The 18,481-nt window shown below is 42.5% G+C and carries 12 protein-coding genes; 9 read left to right on the top strand and 3 right to left on the bottom strand.

The window, feature by feature from the left end; translation table 11 throughout:
• Positions 1-30: 30 nt before the first annotated feature.
• The 4 genes from ABJV04_RS18235 to ABJV04_RS18220 all read left to right on the top strand — a co-directional run bounded on the left by ABJV04_RS18235 (position 31) and on the right by ABJV04_RS18220 (position 6,799).
• Positions 31-1,662, top strand: a complete 1,632-nt coding sequence (locus ABJV04_RS18235) for an NAD(P)/FAD-dependent oxidoreductase (protein WP_348493035.1) — start codon at positions 31-33, stop codon at positions 1,660-1,662.
• Between the two features lie 28 nt (positions 1,663-1,690).
• Positions 1,691-2,968 (top strand): TMEM143 family protein, encoded by a 1,278-nt coding sequence (locus ABJV04_RS18230; RefSeq protein WP_348493057.1) that lies wholly within the window; start codon positions 1,691-1,693, stop codon positions 2,966-2,968.
• A 349-nt stretch (positions 2,969-3,317) separates the two neighbouring features.
• Positions 3,318-5,111 carry an acyl-CoA dehydrogenase C-terminal domain-containing protein gene (locus ABJV04_RS18225; RefSeq protein WP_348493034.1) on the top strand — a complete coding sequence of 598 codons (1,794 nt, stop codon included), beginning with the start codon at positions 3,318-3,320 and terminating at the stop codon, positions 5,109-5,111.
• Between the two features lie 107 nt (positions 5,112-5,218).
• Positions 5,219-6,799 (top strand): AMP-binding protein, encoded by a 1,581-nt coding sequence (locus tag ABJV04_RS18220; RefSeq protein WP_348493033.1) that lies wholly within the window; start codon positions 5,219-5,221, stop codon positions 6,797-6,799.
• Positions 6,800-6,819: 20 nt separating this feature from the next.
• Here ABJV04_RS18220 and ABJV04_RS18215 read toward each other — a convergent pair whose 3' ends face one another.
• On the bottom strand, positions 6,820-7,761 hold the full coding sequence (locus ABJV04_RS18215; protein ID WP_348493032.1) for a helix-turn-helix domain-containing protein: 942 nt from the start codon (positions 7,759-7,761) through the stop codon (positions 6,820-6,822).
• Between the two features lie 302 nt (positions 7,762-8,063).
• Between ABJV04_RS18215 and ABJV04_RS18210 the strand changes: the two genes are divergently transcribed.
• The 5 genes from ABJV04_RS18210 (at position 8,064) to ABJV04_RS18190 (ending at position 16,279) form a co-directional block, all read left to right on the top strand.
• Complete coding sequence (locus tag ABJV04_RS18210) at positions 8,064-10,415, top strand: TonB-dependent receptor (protein ID WP_348493031.1); 2,352 nt, start codon at positions 8,064-8,066, stop codon at positions 10,413-10,415.
• Positions 10,416-10,521: 106 nt separating this feature from the next.
• A complete protein-coding gene (locus tag ABJV04_RS18205) occupies positions 10,522-12,180 on the top strand; it encodes a class I adenylate-forming enzyme family protein (RefSeq protein ID WP_348493030.1) in 1,659 nt (552 codons plus the stop codon).
• Positions 12,181-12,229: 49 nt separating this feature from the next.
• Positions 12,230-13,717 (top strand): carotenoid oxygenase family protein, encoded by a 1,488-nt coding sequence (locus ABJV04_RS18200; RefSeq protein ID WP_348493029.1) that lies wholly within the window; start codon positions 12,230-12,232, stop codon positions 13,715-13,717.
• Positions 13,718-13,744: 27 nt separating this feature from the next.
• Positions 13,745-14,980 (top strand): acetyl-CoA acetyltransferase, encoded by a 1,236-nt coding sequence (locus tag ABJV04_RS18195; RefSeq protein WP_348493028.1) that lies wholly within the window; start codon positions 13,745-13,747, stop codon positions 14,978-14,980.
• Positions 14,981-15,292: 312 nt separating this feature from the next.
• Complete coding sequence (locus ABJV04_RS18190; RefSeq protein ID WP_348493027.1) at positions 15,293-16,279, top strand: helix-turn-helix domain-containing protein; 987 nt, start codon at positions 15,293-15,295, stop codon at positions 16,277-16,279.
• Between the two features lie 14 nt (positions 16,280-16,293).
• Here ABJV04_RS18190 and ABJV04_RS18185 read toward each other — a convergent pair whose 3' ends face one another.
• Both ABJV04_RS18185 and ABJV04_RS18180 read right to left on the bottom strand, forming a co-directional pair.
• Positions 16,294-17,478, bottom strand: a complete 1,185-nt coding sequence (locus ABJV04_RS18185) for a CoA transferase (protein ID WP_348493026.1) — start codon at positions 17,476-17,478, stop codon at positions 16,294-16,296.
• 68 nt (positions 17,479-17,546) lie between these two features.
• On the bottom strand, positions 17,547-18,479 hold the full coding sequence (locus ABJV04_RS18180) for a nitronate monooxygenase (RefSeq protein ID WP_348493025.1): 933 nt from the start codon (positions 18,477-18,479) through the stop codon (positions 17,547-17,549).
• Positions 18,480-18,481 lie beyond the last annotated feature (2 nt).

Genomic DNA, 18,481 nt, shown 5'->3' with positions numbered 1-18,481 from the left:
AGGCTGTCCGGCGTTTAAAGAGTGTGAAATATGTTACGTTTGACGGATATTAAGTTACCCCTAAATCACCCAGAACAGGCCATTGAGCAAGCAATACTCAATAAGCTCAAAATTGAGCAAAGCCAGTTAATATCCTACAACATGTTCAAACGTGGCTACGATGCACGTAATAACAGAGACATCCAACTCATTTACACTTTGGATGTAGAGGTTAAAAACCAATCTGAACTGCTCGCGCAATTCGAACGAGATCCCCAAGTTCGACTCACTCCAGATATGCAATACAAGTTTGTCACCCAAGCGCCGGCTAATTTAACACAGCGACCCGTTGTGGTTGGCTTAGGACCCTGCGGTTTATTTGCCGCGTTAATTCTAGCGCAAATGGGCTTTAAGCCAATTATCATCGAGCGCGGAAAAGAAGTACGAGAGCGCACCAAAGACACCTTTGGTTTTTGGCGTAAAAAACCTCTTAATCCAGAATCGAACGTGCAATTTGGCGAAGGGGGGGCTGGTACATTTTCAGATGGCAAACTATATAGTCAGGTAAAAGACCGCAAACATTATGGTCGAAAAGTACTCCACGAATTTGTTGCCGCAGGCGCACCTGAAGAAATCATGTATGTGAGTAAGCCCCATATTGGTACCTTTAAGTTGGTCAATATGGTGGAAAAGATGCGCGAAAAAATTATTGCCTTAGGTGGCGAGTTTCGCTTTAGTACCCGCGTAGAAAAACTCGATTTAATTCCTCAAAAACAAGGTTATAAACTCAAGGGTTTGCACTTATCTGATGGTGAATACCTAAGTTGCAATCAGGTCATATTAGCAATAGGTCACAGCGCCCGAGATACCTTTACCGCACTTTATGAGCAAGGTGTGCATATTGAAGCTAAACCTTTTTCAGTGGGCTTTCGCATTGAACATGAACAAAGCATGATCGACAAGTGTCGATTTGGTGAAAATGCCGGCAACCCAATTTTAGGGGCAGCAGATTACAAACTCGTTCATCACTGTAAAAATGGCCGCACCGTGTATAGCTTTTGTATGTGCCCAGGGGGCACTGTGGTAGCCGCAGCTTCTGAACCAGGAAGAGTGGTCACAAATGGTATGAGTCAATATTCTCGGCATGAGCGTAACGCCAACAGTGCCATAGTAGTTGGCATTACCCCTGAGCAAGATTACCCCGATCACCCACTAGCGGGTATCGAATTACAACGCTCCCTAGAAGATCTTGCATATGCGGTAGGCGGTGAGAACTATCATGCACCAGCACAGCTCATTGGCGACTTTTTAGCTGGAAAAGCCAGTGCTGAATTGGGCGAGGTAAAACCCTCATACACCCCAGGTATCACTCTTACTGATTTATCTAAGGTCGTTCCCGATTTTGTTACCGAATCCATACGCGAAGCCATTCCTGCATTTAATCGTCAAATCAAAGGCTTTGCTAAAGCTGATGGCTTATTAACGGGCGTAGAAACTCGCACCTCATCACCCATTTGTATTAAACGAGACAAAGACTATCAAAGTGTTAACGTTGAAGGTTTGTATCCTGCTGGCGAAGGGGCTGGTTATGCTGGGGGTATTTGGTCGGCAGGCATTGATGGTATACGCGTCGCTGAAGCTGCGGCTTTGGCCATGGTTGCCAACGAAGATAAAACGGAATAAGCACAAGCAAGCAGGATAAACACTCGTGATACAGCAAAGTAGTAAAAAAGATAGGTTTATTCCGTTAAGAAAAACAGACCTAATCAATGCCTGTGTAGCACATGGACAGCTAGATGAAAGTAATAAAAAAGCCTTTAAGGGGCTATGTCATATACTGGTTAGCACCCTGCATTTTGAATATCATCAAACCCTTGAAACGTTAAAGGACAACTACGCGCCTTTTGATCCTAACGCTGACACCCTGCCCGTTCATGCCACCTCGCAAATATCCTTAGAAGATAAACAGCAGGTATTCGCACAAACCTTTGCTCAGGTATTAAATGCTGCAAACTTTGAAAAGGTGACGGAACAAGATTTACAAGAAGCTCTGCACGAAGCCTCTTTATTTAAAGTAAGACTGGAAGTGGAGTTTGCAGACTTTGCCGAAGTGGTATTTTATCGTCGTGGTGAATATCAAAAAACCGAAACCTTAAGTAAGTTTTGGGGTTTAAAAAAGCAACAAGTCACGTTCACCAATTACGACAAAGTCGCGGTATACATTAAGTTTAAAAATGCTGAATATTTTGCACAAAAAAAAGCGAAAAACCTTAATTTCGAACCAGACTCTACCATCATAAAGCTATTCCAAAACGTACCCAAAGCAGATTTAGAAATGCTCTTTCCCAACAGTGAAGTGCGCATGCGTACCCTAGACAAAGCCATCATCGGTGGCTCAGCATTAGTGGGCGGAACTGTGGTACTGGTAACAAAGTTAGGGGCATCCTTGTTGTTAATGGCAGGCCTGATCAGTTATTGGGTTGGTCTTTCCGATAAAGCGGTCACCATTGGCACCCAAGAACTTATCGCCCTTTGTGCTGGAGCTGGCGTGATTGGCGGTTTTATATTTAAGGAATGGAGTAAGTTTAAAAATCGTAAATTAAAATTTATGAAAGCTTTGGCAGATAACCTCTATTTTAAAAATCTCGACAACAACGCCGGGGTTTTTCATCACCTTATTGATGCCGCTGAGGAAGAGGAATCTAAAGAAGCCATACTCGCCTATTACTTTCTACTGATCAGCCAACACCCTATCAGCAGCGAACAATTAGATCAGCAAATTGAAGAATGGTTTGCTCACCAATTCAATTTTGAAATTGATTTTGAAATCGAAGATGCGCTAAATAAATTGCACCGATTTAGCCTCATCGAAAAGCAAGATAACCTGTATCGCGCCCTACCTCTCAATCAAGCCCATGCTCAACTCGATAAAGAATGGGACAATATATTCAGCACACCGGTAAATGAAAGCGATTCAAAACTCACTTAGTTAAACACCTTATAAATCCCCTTCTGATATTTTACGATGCACATTCAATAATTATTAACAGTATATGTATCAACAGGTTAACTAGAATTACTGGATAAGCTTTAATGTCGCAGTAAACAACATCTTTGTTTAGTCATAACACTAACATTTCCAGTAACGTTAAAATAAAGTAAATAATATTAAATTTATTTAACATAGTTACTTGCTTTAAAAGACTCATCAAATTAACATAACTTGCATTAAAGAACTTAGTGGTTATTTTAGCCCTAAGATAATTTATAGAACATTGACGGCTGCAACCCGTTGTACGTTAAACCTGTCGTAAATTAAATACTCTGGAGCATTCTCAATGCCATCTTACAAAGCCCCTCTGCGTGATATTCAGTTTGTAACAAATGACCTACTTAATTTTAGTGAGCATTATAAAAACCTAACGACGGACGTTGAATTAGATCAACAAATGCAGTCTGCAATTTTAGAAGAAGCCGCAAAGTTTTCTGAAAATGTCATATCACCATTGAATGCAGTGGGTGATCAACATGGATGTAAGTGGAGTGCCGACGGCGTGACCACGCCTCCCGGTTTTAAGGCAGCTTATCAACAATATTGTGAAGGTGGTTGGCCATCGTTAGCAATGCCAGAGCAATATGGTGGCCAAGGGTTGCCTGAGTCCTTGAATGTCATGGTCAGTGAGCTAGTTTGCAGTGGCAGTGTGGCGTGGTCGGGATACCCTGGCTTACGTGAAGGTGCGATCAAAACATTGGTTAGTTATGGCAATGAAAACCTTAAAAACACATTTTTACCCAACTTAGTAAGCGGTAAATGGACAGGTACCATGTGTTTAACAGAATCTCATTGTGGTACAGATTTAGGCCAACTAAAAACTAAAGCAACGCCAATAACAGACAACGAATATAGCCTTAGTGGTACAAAAATTTTTATTTCCTGTGGTGAACACGATATGGCAGAGAATATAGTACATATTGTATTGGCACGTTTACCCGATGCGCCTAAAGGTACGGCTGGTATCTCACTGTTTGTCGTACCCAAATTTTTAGTCAATGAAGACGGCTCATTAGGCGCTAGAAACCCAGTAAATTGTGGCTCAATTGAACACAAAATGGGGGTTCATGGTTTTGTCACCTGCGTAATGAATTTTGACGGTGCTAAGGGGTATTTAATCGGGCAGCCCAACAAGGGCCTTGAAGCGATGTTTACTTTTATGAACTCGGCGCGTTTAACCACAGCTTTACAAGGTTTAGTTCATTCTGAAGTTGCTTATCAAGGAGCGTTACCTTACGCAAAAGAAAGGTTAGCCATGCGTTCATTAAGTGGCGTAAAAAATCCCGATGGTCCAGCGGATCCCATTATTGTCCATCCCGATGTTCGTCGCATGTTGCTGACGATTAAATCTTTCGCTGAAGGTTTTAGAGCCTTTGCTTATTATGTAGCCCAACAGCTCGATTTATCCGACCACGGACAGTCCGAACAACAAAGAAGCCAAGCTAAAAACCTTTTGGCGTTGCTCACGCCTATCTGCAAAGGTTTTATGACAGAGCTAGGCTGTGAAGCTGCCCACCACGGTGTGCAAGTATTTGGTGGCCATGGTTACATTAAAGAATGGGGCATGGAGCAAAACCAGCGAGACAGTCGCATTTCTACTTTGTATGAAGGTACCACAGGCATACAAGCCCTCGACTTAATCGGTAGAAAAGTGCTGGGTTCGAAAGGCGCATTATTGACAAACTTTAGTGACATTATACTGGCGTTTTGTAAATCCCAAGAATCCAACCCGCAAATGGCTGAATTTATCGAACCACTCAAGCAATCCACTATTGATTGGTTAAATTTAGCCAATAAAATTGGCAAATCGGCTACGACAGACGCAGATGAGTTGGGTGCCGCATCTGTAGACTTTTTAATGTTTTCCGGCTACACCATTTTAGCCTATTTCTGGGCTCGAATGGCTTCGGTTTCCTTGCATAAACTTGAGTCTACAACCGATGATAGAGACTTTTATAACAGCAAAATCAACACTGCTCGTTTTTATTTTCAACGCATACTTCCTCGCACCGCGACATTAAAGTTAACCATACAATCTGGTGCACAAAACCTAATGGCAATGGACTCTGAACATTTTTAGTTGCCCGAAAACAAAGGCGTAAACAAAGGCGAACACCGGAGTATGTTAGCGAAACCAGTTGTCGTTAGCCGTATTCCTAAGTAACGAATTTAACGATTGAGATAAACATGAATTTAATTAGTGAAACAGTCAAACAAACAGCGTTAGAAACCGACACATTACAATCTATTTTTAGCCAAGGGTGTAAACAGTTTAGGGAAAATACCGCCTTTGTTTGCGGCCCACAAAACCTAAGTTATTTAGCCTTAGAGCAAGACTCAAGAAATTTTGCTGCTTACATTCAAAACCATACGGACTTGCAGCCTGGCGATAGAATTGCGTTGCAATTGCCAAACTGTCTCGCCTACCCTATTTTCGCGTGGGGAGCCTTACGGGCAGGTTTAATTCTAGTTAATATCAATCCATTGTACACGGAAAATGAACTACGCCACATGTATCAAGACTCAGGTGCGAAGGCATTAATCGTTTTAAGCTCGTCCCTTGAATTGGTGACTGATTTAGTAAATGAGTCAGATATATCAGCTCTATTTTACCTGAATAATCAAACTCCAAGCCTAGAAAGCCTCCAGGTCGACTACTGCGAATTTTCTGAGCTTTTATCTATGGGCAGTAAATCTAAGTTTACTGCAGTATCAGCCAAAGCAGATGATATTGCGCTGTTACAATACACAGGTGGAACAACGGGTTTATCGAAAGCTGCCGTTCTAACCCATGAAAATTTAATCAGTGCAGCCCATAGTTTTTGGGAAACCACCGCGGTATTTGAGGCCGGTAATGAAATATTTGCTGCGCCTTTGCCCCTTTACCATGTATATGCTTTTGTTGGCCATATTATGGTCGGTGTGATTTATGGTGTTACCAGCATTTTAATTCCTAACCCTCGGGATCTCCCTGCCGTTTATGAAGCTTTAAAGGACAATAAATTTAGTCTATTTGTTGGTATTAATACCCTATTCAATTTGGTGTGCCAAGATCCACAATTTAGAACCTTAGACTTTTCAGGCTTAAAATTTACCTTATCAGGGGGAATGGCTCTGAATCAAAGTGTTGCCCTGCGCTGGGAAGCACTCACCCATTGCCAAATTAATGAGGGTTACGGCTTAACCGAGTCCTCAGCAGGGGTCATTATCAATCGTGGACAAAACTGCCGTCGTTTAGGCTCTGTTGGAAAGCCTATGCAAGGGGTAGAAATAAAGATACTCGATGATAACCAACAACCTATCGCTCCAGGAGGTAAAGGCGAACTGCATATAAAAGGTAAACAAATTATGAAGGAGTATTGGCAAAACCCCGAAGCAACCGCAGCCACTTTAAAAGATGGTTGGTTAGCCACTGGCGATATTGCCACAATTGATGAGGACGGCTTTATTTATATAGTAGATCGTATTAAAGATATGATTTTGGTGTCTGGTTTTAACGTTTATCCGGCAGAAATTGAACAAGTAGTAAATCGCTTGGAGGATATACAAGAATGTGCAGCAATTGCCATCCAATCAGAAGACAGTGGAGAGGCAGTTCAATTATTTGTTGTTAGAAAACAAAATGCGCTAAGCGAAAATGACATAATAGAACACTGTAGAGCCAATTTAGCCCCTTATAAAATCCCTAAAATAATTAAATTTATAGATGAGTTACCAAAATCACCAGTAGGCAAAATTCTAAAACGAGAGTTAAGCCCAAATAGTTAAACATTAATTGCAGGTATTGCTTATTCCTGAGTACTAAAGCCTACCTGCTCTGGTAAGAGTTTGCTTAAACATGTGGCGCAAATAACATCAACATCAAGGTCGTGACCACAGGCTTTGTGTATGAGTTTGAATGGCCGCTCAACAGGTGGAAAATAGTCTAACATCCACTGGCGTAATGCTAAAATTAAGCCATACAACGAGCTCCCTTTCGCTGTTAATTTATATTCATATCGAGGCGGAGTTTGTTGATATAGATTTCGAGTTAATACCCCTAAATCCACCATGAGCTTTAGTCGATCGGCAAGAATATTTGTGGCTATACCTAGATTTTGCTGGATATCATCATAACGACTCAAGCCCAAAAAGACACAAGCAACCACTAAGCTACTCCAACGATCGCCAATGATTTCAATAATATGCCCTAGGCGGTGATCAGCATCAGACACCGTACTTCCTCGAGATCGCCGCTGGGTATTCATATTATCAGCAACATTACCGCTATAAACTATGTCGATGCTCTTGTCTTGAATACGTTTAACATCTTTAAAACTGACTTCCTCACGGCAATGACGACACACACATATGGGTTTCAATTCATGTTGGTTGTGTAAATTATGCTGCAAAACAGAAGGTAATTTAGTGCCGGGATGACTTACCCAATGTGTTTCCCATTCCCACACCATCAGCGCCCAAGGATAAAGTCCAAGCCCTCGTGGAGTCAGTTTATATTCAAAACGGGGAGGAGTTTGAGTATAAGGAACTTTAAACAATATTTCATTTTCAACCAAAAATTCCAGCCGATTGGTTAAAGTGCCACGGGCAATTTTACTGAACTCTCTAAACTCACTAAATCGATGACGTCCTAAAAAAGCATCTCTTAAAATTAGGATTGTCCAGCGGTCACCTACTATTTTAAGCGCTCGGGCAACAGGGTTTGTTATTATTTGACTTTCAATATTCATCCGCAAACTTTATCCCATACTTTTCCTAAAGCCTAGTAAATTAACGCCATAAATGTTCAATATTGTTTCCATACAAGCTCAATTCACCACATAACTTTCATTATAAGTCTTATATATTAAACAACTAGTTAAATAAACCAATTAACAAATTTCACATAAATTAAACCATTTTATACATTTTCTTAACAATAAGGCTTGCATTAATGAACCTACAAGTATATTGTCACATCACTTGCGTTATTAGACTAACGTTTCAATGAGTTTAAACGCATATCTTGGTTCGAAGCATTTAGGAGCAGACGATGCAAATTAATTATAAAAAGAAGCGCGTAGCCATCTATATTTCAGCTTTAATGATGGGATACAGTTTTAACGCAATAGCACAAGAAACCAATGCGGAAGATTCCGAGTTATCTCTAGAAGTTATAGAGGTAACCGCTCAGAAACGTTCTCAAGGATTACAGGACGTACCTATTTCCATCAGCGCGATTTCAGGGGATCTGTTAAAAAGTAATAACATTAACAGCCTAACGGATATGTCTAGCTCTGTTCCTAATCTGAATATCACTAAATCGGGTATTACAAACCAAATCGGTATTCGAGGTATTTCATCAGGTGGGAATAAAGGGTTTGAACAATCAGTAGCTATGTACGTAGACGAAGTTTATTACGGACGGGATCAACTTATTCAATTACCTTTAGTGGATTTAGAACGAGTTGAAATACTCCGTGGTCCTCAACCCATTTTGTTTGGTAAAAATGCGATTGCTGGCGCTATCAGTTTGTCTTCAGCGCGGCCCACAGACGATTTTGAAGCGTCTATTTCAACCCTATATGAATTCGAACAAGAAGAATTTAAAACCGTTGGTATTATATCCGGCCCGCTTACGGAAAACCTAAAAGGACGTTTTGTTGCCTCATATCGTGAGATGGATGGGTGGATTGAAAATGTCACTTTAGATCGCACCGAACCCAATACAGAACAATTGTATTTAAGAGGAATGCTGGAATGGGATTACGATGATTTAACGATTTTACTCAAAGCAGAAACGTCAAGCTTTGACACTGCTGGCAGAGCCATTGAAAATCACTCTGCCATTGGTTCATATTCAACCATTTTTAGCGGCGCTCTTTATGTTGAAACCGATGAAGATTACCAGTCTCAAAACAACGGACAGGAAAGCGATAACAAAGTCGATACTCTGATGTTAAATGTTGCTTACGATATTAATGATTTTACTATCACCTCAACAACCGCTTACCTAAAATACGACACCGATGAACTCATAGATGTGGATTATACCGGGTTAGATTTATTCAACGGTTCTACCCAAGGAGAGCGCTTTAAGCAGTGGAGTCAGGAACTAAGGATTGCCTCCCCGACCGATGGTGACGTTGACTATATTGCCGGTATTTATCTTCAAGACAATGAGTTGATCACCTACGACAACGTATTATTTGGTAGCACCTTTGCAGCAAACCCGGCCTATGTCCCTATTGTTAACGGCAGTTGGGATAGAGACTTTTCCCAAGACTCTCAAGTGTTTTCCGCATTCGCACAACTCAATTGGCGGATCACAGATCAACTTTCAGTCACTGCAGGCGCACGTTATAGCAAAGAAGAAAAAGAAGCTCACCGTGTGTTGACTTTACCCGGCGAAAACACCTCTGGTATTCCTGCCGATGCATTATTTCCCGGCTCACCTGCTTTTGGACCACAAGCTGGTTTCGAAGTCATGATGGGCGCCATAAAAATATATGCTCACGATCTTGAAGGCACCCGTAATGAATCACAATTGGATCCATTGCTTAATGTTCAATATGAATTAGACGATGACACCCTATTTTACGCCTCATATACCCAAGGCAGTAAAGGCGGCGGATTTGATATACGTTCAAATAGCTATCCTGATAACCCCGTCAACCCAGGCTCTTTTGAGTTTGAAGATGAACAAGCAACCAGTTATGAATTGGGTGGAAAATTTGGTTTTGGGTTTATAGAAATCAATGCTGCAGCCTTCTTTACCCACTATGAAGATCTGCAAGTCACTCAGTTTGATGGCACCGTCGGGTTTAATGTTCAAAATGCTGCAGAAGCAGAAATCAAAGGGATTGAATTAGATGGTCGTTGGTTGTTATCAGAATCACTGGTATTAACGGGTTCATTGGCTTACTTAGACTTTGAATACCTTGATTTTGATGTTGCCCAGTGTGCCCCGGACCTTGTATTACCTGACCAAGTGTTAAGTTCATCTGTAGACGGTTTGTGTAACCTTACTGGTGAACGCGCTATTTACACGCCAGAGTTTTCAGGGAATTTGAGACTGCAATATCAACAAGATATTGGTGATTGGGCTTACATGACGTACAGCGTAAACATGGAATACAGCGACGAATACAATGGCGGCGTCACTATCGATCCAAATACCATGCAAGACAGCTATACCCGTTGGGGACTGCGAATTGCATTAGCAGACTACGACGACAAATGGCAAGTCGCATTAATCGGCAACAATATTACCGACGAACGCGTGATGACATTATCCAACTCGTTGCCCTTCTCAACCACACTCACAGGTGGAACTGGGGTTGCTTATTATGGCATTTATGAACGGCCTAGAAGTGTAGCAGTTGAGTTTACATATAACTTCTAAGCCCGAAAGAATATCCCATATACCGCCTGTTAAAGGCGGTAATTTACTTGTTTTACTCAAGTAAAAATATGCATAGAACCACACTACACCCTGAAGGTAAATTAGTATGATTACTTCAACATTAGACAGAATAAAGCAGTACCACGACTCGGGCGAATGGGGTGAGACTAAGCTCCATGAATTGTTTGAAAAAACCGTGTCTGCTTTTCCACAACGCCCAGCGCTGGTTGATCCCATTGATAAGCCGAGTTTAACCGGCAATCAACCTCAACGCCTTACTTACCAACAACTGTCTCAAAAAGTAGATCAACTAACCGACGCATTTTTACAGTTAGGCTTGGGCAAAGACGATATTATATTAGTACAAATGCCAAACGTCGTAGAGCTTATCTATACCTATTTAGCCGCGTCTAAATTGGGAATTATTTTAAGTCCAGTACCTGTGCAATATCAAGAAAGTGAGCTGCGTACTATCTTACAAATGTTGCAGCCGAAAGCTGTCATAGTCACAGCCAGCTTTAAACAAACGGATCTGTTAGACAAAATACATCGCAGTATTGCGTTATCCGAATTAGACAGCCTCCCTAAAGTACTGAGTTGGGGCGAAGGTACATCTGACTGCAACTTATACACTCAAATGACATCATATGAGAACAACACTGCATATGAAGCTTATTCTCGCCAACACCCTGTTAGTGCCGATGATCTGATTACTATTTGCTGGACCTCAGGTACTGAGGGTGATCCTAAAGGGGTTCCCCGCAGTCATAACCAGTGGTTAGCCATAGGCAAGGCTACCTATTTAGGGAATCAAATTGAAGATAACGAAACCCTACTCAACCCCTTTCCATTAATCAACATGGCCTCAATTGGCGGCATGTTTTTAAGTTGGTTGTATAGTGGCGGCAAACTTGTCCTCCACCACCCATTAAATTTACCCGTGTTCTTGCAGCAGATTGTCGATGAAAAAGTTAATTACACCCTAGCACCACCAACTTTACTTAATACATTGTTGAAAGATGAAAAGCTAAGAAGTGCCATCGACTTTTCCACAATTCGCGCCATTGGTTCAGGCTCTGCACCTCTGGATGCCTGGATGGTAGATGGATACAAACAATTGTTTGATATTGAGATAGTCAATCACTTTGGTTCCAATGAAGGCATGAGCCTGCTTTGTGGTCCCAATCAAACAGATGCCCCAGAAAAACGCGCTAGATTGTTCCCTCGTAAGAGCGATTTACTTGAAACACGTTTGATGGATGTAAAAACAAATACTGAAATTAACCAAGACGATACATCTGGAGAGTTGCAAATTAGAGGCGCTGGGGTATTTGATGGTTATTTTAAAGCCGCAGATAAAACCGCGCAAAGCTTTACCTCAGATGGATTTTTTAGAACCGGTGATCTATTTCAAATCTCATCTCAAGATCCCGATTTCTATAAATTCATTGGTCGCTGCAAAGATCTCATTATCCGCGGGGGGATGAACATAGCACCCGCTGAACTCGATAATTTATTAAGTGCTCATGAACATATTTTAGACGTAGCTGTAGCGCCCTACCCCTGCGAAATAATGGGCGAACGTATAGCGGTATTTGTGGCGTTAAAACCACAGAAAAAGCTCACTTTAGACGATCTCCTTAGCTATTTAAAAAAGCAAAATATAGCGTCGTTCAAGCTGCCAGAAAAAATGCATTTGGTAGCTGAAATTCCCCGCAACGCCCTTGGCAAAGTAATGCGGCACAAGCTAAGGGCACAGTTTTAACAGCAAATTTTTCGACTCGCACCAGAAAACAAGTAAAAAAGGATCTCCTATGAACTCAAAAATGATTAAAGAGTATGAACAATTAGATACTCCGGAGTGGACCAAAGAGGAACAACATTTCCACAATGTGAACCCCTATTTACACGGTGCACTAGGCCCGACCTTGTTTGAACATACAGTGGATAGCTTAGAGGTGCTAGAAGGTAAAGTACCAGAGGATTTAACTGGTATTTATGTTCGCAATGGCGCAAATCCTCGTTTTGCCAGTAAGGGCCCTCACCATTGGTTTGATGGTGATGGCATGTTGCACACTTTATCCTTTAAAGATGGCAATGCGAGTTATAAAAATCGCTGGATAAGAACCAAACATTTCAACATGGAAAGTGAAGCGCAAAACATTTTGTGGCCTGGTTATGCGATGCCAAGACCTGATCCAAGCTCGCCGCCAGGAAGTGGTAGTGACTTTTCCATTAAAGATGCGTCAAATACCGATGTGGTATGGCACAACGGCGCCTTGTTGACCACCTTCTATCAAACAGGTATTCCGTATAGGGTCAATCCGGTCACCTTGGAAACTGAAGGCCAAGAAACCTTTAACAGTAAATTGCCCAGACAAATGTCTGCCCACTGCAAGGTTGACGATGCCACCGGTGAGCTCATGTTCTTCGATTACAACATGGAAGAGCCTTACATGACCTACGGTGTGGTGGATAAGACTGGACAGCTAACCAATTACATTGAAATACCATTGCCTGGGGCGAGATTACCCCATGATATGGCAATCACTGAAAACTATTCAATTTTGATGGACTTACCTCTTCATTGGAATCAAGGCAGTCACGGATTACACTTTTTCAAAGACCGTCCCAGCCGATTTGCAGTTGTACCTAGGCATGGCAGTACAGAAGACATTCAATGGTTCGATGCGAGTGCTTGTTACATGTACCACACCGTAAATGCATACGAAGAGAACGGCAAAATTATTATGGATGGCTGTCGCCAACCCGATCCAATTACGCCTCGCAAACCAGGTGATGGTGTTATCGAAAGAATGGAGTCTGCAGGTACTTGGAAAGATGTAAAACTTTACCGCTGGACATTTGATTTGGCGACAGGCGAAACCACCGAAGAGCAACTTGACGATACCAATGTCGAATTCCCCATGATCAATGCAGATTGGGTGACAGGCAAAAAATACCGCTACAGCTACTCAACATTAATGCCCACAGAAAGCTTAATTAATTTTAGTGGGATTTTTAAATTTGACCATCAAACACGGGAAAATCAAACCTACGTGTTTCCTGCAGGAAGCTGTGGTTCTGAAACGCCATTTGCCCCAGCTGATAATGCTGTTAATGAAGATGATGGGTACCTGATCAGTTTTCTTACCTATGCTGAAACAGGTGAAAGTGAAGCTATCATTCTCGATGCAAGAAAAGTGGATGCTGGCCCCATTTGTCGTCTCAAAATCCCCAGTCGTGTGCCTGTTGGATTCCACGCCTGTTGGGTTAGCAGCGACAAAGCTGCAGGTTTATAAACGTAATCAATAGTTAAAGAGAGTGTTATGACTGGACAAAACATTTACATTTTAGGTGGCCATCAGACTGATTTTAGTCGCAATTGGGCCCGTGAAGACAAAGGAATATACGACTTATTTGAAAGTTGTTTACAACAAAGTTTAATCGACTCAAAGATTCCACCTAAGGATGTAGATGTTGCCCATGTGGGTAACTTTGTGTCTGACCTATTTACCGGACAAGCACAACTTAATGGTTTTTTCGCCCACGCCGTTCCTGAATTTGCCGACATACCTACATCGCGTCATGAAGCAGCCTGTGCGTCAGGCTCCATCGCCCTACTAAGTGCCATGCGCGATTTGGAAGCCGGCCATTATCAAGTAGCTTGTGTGATGGGTATAGAGTTAATGCGCAATGTTAACTCAGCCACAGGAGCTGAATATTTAGGCGCAGCAGCTTGGGTAGGTAAAGAAACCGAAGGTTGCAACTATGTATGGCCGAAAATGTTTGCAGACCTGCTTGAACACTATCAACATAAATATGGTATCGATACTCGGCACCTTTCCAGAATTGCAGAGCTCAATTTTGCTAATGCTAAACGTAACCCCAACTCTCAAACCCGTAACTGGCAATTCTATGAACAGAGTTTTATGGATGATAACGAGTTTAACCCCATCGTTGAGGGGCGACTACGAAAACAAGATTGTGGACAAATCACCGATGGTGCAGCGGTGGTATTCTTAGCGTCGCAAAGTTACGCAACTGAATATGCAAGAAAACACAACATTCCTCTATCTTCAATCCCGAGAATAAAAGGTTGGGGACATCGAAGTGCGCCTTTATTGATGAACCGTAAATTGGAATTAAGTGAACAAGATGGATTGATATTTCCCCACGTGAAACGCACTTTTAACGATGCATTAATGCGCGCTAACTTGGAAAATGTGCATAGCTTAGATTTACTCGAAGTGCATGATTGTTTCTCTATGACCGAGTACATGCTAATTGACCACTTAGGCTTGACCGCACCTGGTGAATCATGGAAAGCCATAGAAAATGACATCATTGCCTTTGATGGCGATTTACCTATTAACCCTAGCGGCGGACTCATTGGTCTGGGGCACCCTGTTGGCGCAACTGGTGTAAGAATGATGTTGGATGCTTATAAACAAACGACGGCGCAATGTGCCGATTACCAGATAGAAAATGCCAACAATGTGGGTATTTTTAACCTAGGTGGTAGTGCAACTACCTGCGCATCTTTTATCGTCGGTACCGATTAGTATTAGCCAGTACCAAGGAAACACGCTGGTTTGATTGCATGTGAGCTTAGTTTAGTGAATAGCTTAGTTTAGTGAATAACTTGGTTTTGCATTTGTTCAAATTGCACCTCCTTTACTTTCGTTACTAAACTAAGTTCTATGCAAAGCAGCAACACCTCATACGTAACGAATATAAATCGACAAGCTATAGAACTAGGTTGAATTTTATTAGGGTTTTAGACAATAAAAGAGGTTAACAAATATATTGCTAGTAACTTTCATAATCACACCTTTATAATTGGAGATATATTTTAGATTTGGAAGTCAGCTTACGTGTCAGAAAATAAGGAACCGATTCAATTGGGGAGTGCACCTAAAGATGTAAAGCTCATTCAGACTTGCTCAATTTGGCGAGCACTTGAGATTATTGGTGACAGCCCAGTTTTGTTGCTTATGGAGAGTTATTGGCTCGGAGCTAGACGATTCGATGAGTTCTGCCAACAAACTAAACTCCTAAAACCTGTTGTAAGCAATAGACTCAAACGTCTAATTGATAAAGGTTGTATGGTTAAAGTTGCATACAGTGAGCGCCCCAAACGATACGAATATAAAGCCACTGAAAAATTTATCGACCTGTATCCCGTTGCGCTAGCAATGCTGCACTGGGAACGTCAATGGGGACAAAAGTCCGGGAAACTTGAAATTGTTTTAACCCATAAATTATGTGGCAACACCACCGAACCCTTTCCTGCCTGTGAGTCTTGCGGCACTGAAATTAGCCCATTAGATGTTAGCTGGGAAACTGGCCCAGGTGCTGGAGAAATGGAAGCGGAATACAGTGCTAGACGAAGAAAAACATCTAAATCTGGCAGCAGTACAACGTTACTCGATGACAGTATTCAAATCATCGGAGACCGCTGGGGCATGTTAATATTTCGCTCATTGTTCAGTGGCATCAATCAGTTTCAAGGCATACTTAAAGCCACGTATATTGCCACTAATATTTTGTCCAATCGCCTTTCAGAGTTATGTGAAGATGGGTTTCTGATCACCACCGAAGTGCCTGGAGATTCTAGACGGATTCAATATAAACTAACTAAAAAAGGTATGAGTATTTATCCAATAATACTGACCTTAATGCAATGGGGAGACAAATGGCTTCCCTCCCCTGATGGACCACCACTGCTGCTTACCCATAACATATGCGGAGATCCTCTCAAGCTTGAAATGGTGTGTTCCTGCTGTAAAAAAGAGGTATTGCCAACGGATATTACCTACGCACTGCAAATCCGTAATAGTCGGGGCAAGCTTAGTCAGTAACGAGTACGCTTTGCTTAAATTACCCCGTTTGTTTTGAATCCTCTGATCTGTTCGGCTGTGTAACCTACTTCACTGAGTACTTCAGTGGTGTGCTCCCCTAACATCGGCGCTCGGGTAAAATCATCGACCTTAGTTTTTGAATATCGAATAGGATGATCCGCAATAGGCGTAGGAGTTTCAACACCCGGATATTCGCAGTATTGGAACATATTTGCGGCCACCACATGCTCATTTTGTAGCACTTCTCGGGGAGTTAACATCTCCCCACATGGAATACCGGCTTGGGCTAATTCAGTGACTACTTGTTGGTTTGTTCGCTGCTCACACCAAAGTGACATTCGCTGACAAATAATATCACCGTGATCGCCACGGGACTGATCGGTGGCAAACCTAGGATCATCTAACCAAGACGACTCACCCATTAATTTCGCCCAACGTTTAAATATTCCCGCGCCAACGACCTGCACTGTGACATAACCATCAAGGGTACGGAATGAGTCGGTTGGCGCATTATACTGCCCCCTAGTTCCACTGCCTGTTCGCCCTAGAGCAGATACAGCTTCTTCCATTAACGGAGCATTATTAAAGGTTAAAGCAGTTCCTAACAATGTGCCTTCAACCACTTGGCCTTCGCCGGTTTGCCCGCGGTGCATCAAAGCAGCTAAGGTACCAAAAGCACTTAGTGATGCAGTACCAAAATCATTATATGGAGCAAAAGACTTCCCAGGCTCATCTTCACTGCCACTTAGATACATACTGCCTGACATAGCCTGAGCCACGGTATCAAAACCACCTTTTGCAGCATAAGGACCAGTGGAGCCAAATGCTGAGCCAGTAGTCAAAATAATATCCCCCTTAATCTGTTTAAGGGTTTCGTAATCTAGCCCCAGTTTTTTTAGGGCAGGATAAGGCAAGTTAGCCACCACCACATCAGCCGTTGAAACTAACCTACGAACCACTTCACGACCTTCTTCAGACGTTGGATTTAAGGTTATGCCGCGTTTATTTCGGCCAATCTGAGTATGATAGGCCCCCTCACCTTGAGCATTTATTGGTACCGTGTAACGGTCTTCTCCGCCACTGGGTTTTTCTATGCGAATAACGTCCGCACCTAAATCGGCAAGAAGAGTGGCGCAAAAGGGCCCAGCAATATATCGACCAAAATCTAATACTCGAATGCCATTTAAAATCTTGCTCATAAAGCTAGCCTCTTATTTTACTGAATAAAGAAAATCTCATAGGCAAAAACCACATACCGTCGAGCCGACTAGTTTGGGGTTTTGCTTTTAAATCGCTGGATAGCTGCTTCATATTCCTTGGCGAGATCAGCAACAATATCAGCTACGGGTTCAATACTGTGGCTGCGGCCAACACCTTGCCCTGCCGCCCAAATATCTTTCCAACGTTTATTGTCGCCTCCCCCTGAGTAATCTCGTTTCCCTTTATCGTTAAGGGTCTCGGGATCAACTCCAGCTTTGAGTAAACTTGGTTTCAGCCAGGATGCTTTTGTTCCGGTAATGGCCGCTGAGACGATTAAGTCATCTGAATTCGCTGCCACCACCATGTCTTTGTACTCGGCTTGTGCCATGCTCTCTTTTGCTGGCAAAAACCGCGTGCCCATATACACAAAATCGGCCCCCGCGGCTATCGCTCCAGCCACCCCTGCGCCGTCGGAAATGCCGCCTCCTACCGCAACATAACCATCAAAAAATTCCCGCACTGCGGAAATAAATGCAAAAGGAGAGAGTTGACCAGTATGGCCACCCGCGCCGGCGCTAATGCACGCTAAGCCATCAACACCAGCTTGCGCGGCTTTTTTAGCCAGCTTCAAATCCACCACATCAGCAAACACCTTACCGCCATAAGACTTTACTGTTTCCATAACCGGTTTGGGTGAACCCAAAGCAGTGATCACTATGGCGGGTTTGTACTTAGCCACAAGTTTTAATTCTTCTTCCAAGCGGGTATAAGTTGAATGGGTGATTAGATTCATTATCCAAGGAGCATCTTGATCCGTTAGGGCGCTGGATATTTTATGCATCCACTCATCTAACTCTTCAATGGTGCGGGTATTGGTGGACGGAAATGCACCAGAGATCCCCGCCTTACATGCGGCAATGACCAGCTCAGGGCCTGATACGAGAAACATCGGGGCACAAAATACTGGCAAGTTTAAATTTAACGCTTTAGCTTTATTCATTG

Source organism: Aliiglaciecola sp. (genome assembly GCF_039982535.1).
Classification (GTDB): Bacteria; Pseudomonadota; Gammaproteobacteria; order Enterobacterales; family Alteromonadaceae; genus Aliiglaciecola.
Note: the sequence above shows the minus strand (reverse complement) of the source record. Positions and strands in the feature narration are given on the sequence as shown.

What these genes read in the sequence shown, in the direction of transcription:
- ABJV04_RS18235 (WP_348493035.1), top strand. Translation starts at nt 31, where the DNA reads ATGTTACGTTTGACGGATATTAAGTTACCCCTAAATCACCCAGAACAG.
- ABJV04_RS18225 (WP_348493034.1), top strand. Translation starts at nt 3,318, where the DNA reads ATGCCATCTTACAAAGCCCCTCTGCGTGATATTCAGTTTGTAACAAAT.
- ABJV04_RS18220 (WP_348493033.1), top strand. Translation starts at nt 5,219, where the DNA reads ATGAATTTAATTAGTGAAACAGTCAAACAAACAGCGTTAGAAACCGAC.
- ABJV04_RS18215 (WP_348493032.1), bottom strand. Translation starts at nt 7,761, where the DNA reads ATGAATATTGAAAGTCAAATAATAACAAACCCTGTTGCCCGAGCGCTT.
- ABJV04_RS18210 (WP_348493031.1), top strand. Translation starts at nt 8,064, where the DNA reads ATGCAAATTAATTATAAAAAGAAGCGCGTAGCCATCTATATTTCAGCT.
- ABJV04_RS18205 (WP_348493030.1), top strand. Translation starts at nt 10,522, where the DNA reads ATGATTACTTCAACATTAGACAGAATAAAGCAGTACCACGACTCGGGC.
- ABJV04_RS18200 (WP_348493029.1), top strand. Translation starts at nt 12,230, where the DNA reads ATGAACTCAAAAATGATTAAAGAGTATGAACAATTAGATACTCCGGAG.
- ABJV04_RS18195 (WP_348493028.1), top strand. Translation starts at nt 13,745, where the DNA reads ATGACTGGACAAAACATTTACATTTTAGGTGGCCATCAGACTGATTTT.
- ABJV04_RS18185 (WP_348493026.1), bottom strand. Translation starts at nt 17,478, where the DNA reads ATGAGCAAGATTTTAAATGGCATTCGAGTATTAGATTTTGGTCGATAT.
- ABJV04_RS18180 (WP_348493025.1), bottom strand. Translation starts at nt 18,479, where the DNA reads ATGAATAAAGCTAAAGCGTTAAATTTAAACTTGCCAGTATTTTGTGCC.